Below are 2,167 nucleotides of genomic sequence, written 5' to 3'. Positions count from 1 at the left end.
CACCCCACCGGCACCCCGGCGGCGCCGTCCCCGCACCTGCGGGGGCGGCGCTTTTTCGTGTTCCCCGGCCGTTCCCACTTGACCTCTTCATCTGCGCGGTGACATGGTTACCCACATGACTAATGAACCAGCGAGGCACCGGGTGCTCGGACGGGGGCGGTGATGGACGACGGCAGGCCGCTGTTCCAGCAGATCGCCGAGCAGATCGAAGACTCGATCATCGACGGCTCGCTGGAGGAGGAGACGAGGGCGCCGTCGACGAACGAGCTCGCCGCCTTCCACCGGATCAACCCGGCCACAGCGGCGAACGGGATCAACAAGCTGGTGACCGAGGGGTCGCTCTACAAGAGAAGGGGGGTCGGCATGTTCGTCGCGACCGGGGCACGGGAGCGGTTGCTCGAACGCCGCCGCACCGCGTTCGGGGAGAAGTACATCGCCCCGCTGCTGGCGGAGGCACACCGGCTCGGCATGGACGCCGACGACCTGAAGAAGATGATCGACGTCTGGAGGGACGACGCATGAGCGTGGCCACCATGCGGGGGGTGACCCGACGCTACGGCGACACCACGGCCGTGGCCGACGTCTCCTTCGACCTGGGTGAGAACCGGATCCACGGCCTGCTCGGCCGCAACGGGGCGGGCAAGAGCACCGCCATGCGACTGCTGACCGGGCAGGAACGGCAGACCGACGGGGCGATCGAGGTCTTCGGCGCGAACCCGTACGAGAACGCGGCCGTGCTCGACCGGGTCTGCTTCATCCGGGAGTCGCTGAAATACCCCGACCCGTTCAAGGTGCGGCACGCCTTCGCCGCGGCGGCACTGCGGTTCCCGCACTGGGACGCGGACTCCGCGGCCGAGCTGGCCGACGAGTTCGGCCTTCCGCTCCGCAAACGGATCAAGAAGCTCTCCCGCGGTCAGACCTCGGCGGTGGGCATCATCATCGGGCTGGCCGCACGCGCGCCGTTGACCCTGTTCGACGAGCCCTACCTCGGCCTGGACGCGGTGGCGCGGCAGCGCTTCTACGACCGGCTGTTGGCCGACTACACCGAACACCCGCGCACGATCGTGCTGTCCACCCATCTGATCGACGAGGTCAGTGACCTGCTCGAACACGTCCTCGTGATCGACTCCGGGCGCATTCTCATGGACGAGGGCGCCGAGGATCTGCGGTCCCGGGCGGTCACGGTGAGCGGACCGCGCGACGCGGTCGAACGGTTCGCGGCCGGGCACACCGAACTGCACCGGGAGGCGCTCGGCGGGTTCCTCCGCCTCACCCTCTCCGGCGCCGTGCCCCGGCAGGGCACCGACAGCGTGAGTGTGGAACCGGTGTCCCTGCAGCAGCTGGTCGTGCGCACGACCCAGCTCACCGACGCGCAGACGGTTCCGGCGGGAACCACCAACGGGCACGACAGCAGCAGGGAGGCCGGACGATGAACCGCCTGACGCGGCTGGTCCGCATCCAACTGGTCAACGCCCCCGCCGTGCTCGGCCTGCCGGTGCTCGTGCTGGCACTGGTCATCGCGGCCAACGTGCTGATCTTCGCCACGCTGCAGGGGGCCGGCGGGGGCAACGCCGAGGGCAACGCCACCGGGGCCCTCACCGCGATCTACGCCGTGATGCTGGTCGTGCATCTGCAGACGATGACGCAGACGTTCCCGTTCGCGGTGAGCCTGTCGGCCACCCGCCGGGACTTCTTCGGTGCCACCGTGCTGGTCGTGCTCGGGCAGTCGGTGTTCTACGGCGTGCTGCTGGCGATGCTGGACGTCGTCGAACGGGCCACCGGCGGGTGGGGCGTGAACATGACGCTCGTGACGCTGCCGATCTTCTCCCAGGACGGTTTCCCGCTGCAGGCACTGGCCTACACCGCGCCGTTCGTGCTGATGTCCTTCCTCGGCATCTGGTTCGGGATCGTGTTCCAGCGCTGGGGCCAGTTCGGTGCCTGGGCGCTGGGCATCTCCCTCGGCGTGCTGGCCGTCGCTTTCGTCGCGCTGGTCAACTGGCTCGACGCCTGGTCGGCCGTGGGCGAGTTCTTCACGGGCCAGCCGCCCCTGATGTGGCAGGCCGGATACCCGCTCCTGGCGTCGGTCGTGCTCGGCGCGGCCGCCTACCTCACGGCGCGACGCGCCGTGCCGTGAGGCGTGCGTGCGCCGGTCCCGGGGCGGGGGCGG

3 protein-coding genes are annotated in these 2,167 nt (G+C 69.8%); all 3 read left to right on the top strand.

Annotation, left to right across the window (positions count from 1 at the left end; all coding sequences use genetic code 11):
- Positions 1–162 precede the first annotated feature (162 nt).
- The 3 genes from ACTIR_RS0112150 to ACTIR_RS0112140 are packed head-to-tail and all read left to right on the top strand — an operon-like array spanning position 163 to position 2,134.
- Positions 163–522, top strand: a complete 360-nt coding sequence (locus ACTIR_RS0112150; RefSeq protein ID WP_026454490.1) for a GntR family transcriptional regulator — start codon at positions 163–165, stop codon at positions 520–522.
- Entirely contained in the window at positions 519–1,433 is a 915-nt protein-coding gene (locus ACTIR_RS0112145; protein ID WP_026454489.1) for an ABC transporter ATP-binding protein, read from the top strand. The genes ACTIR_RS0112150 and ACTIR_RS0112145 overlap by 4 nt, the downstream gene beginning before the upstream one ends.
- Entirely contained in the window at positions 1,430–2,134 is a 705-nt protein-coding gene (locus tag ACTIR_RS0112140; protein WP_026454488.1) for a hypothetical protein, read from the top strand. The genes ACTIR_RS0112145 and ACTIR_RS0112140 overlap by 4 nt, the downstream gene beginning before the upstream one ends.
- Positions 2,135–2,167: the final 33 nt, after the last annotated feature.

The sequence above is a fragment of the Saccharomonospora iraqiensis subsp. iraqiensis genome, from assembly GCF_000430445.1.
Lineage (GTDB): Bacteria > Actinomycetota > Actinomycetes > Mycobacteriales > Pseudonocardiaceae > Saccharomonospora > Saccharomonospora iraqiensis.
The sequence above is the reverse complement of the archived record's forward strand: the minus strand, read 5'-3'. Positions and strand labels throughout refer to the sequence as shown.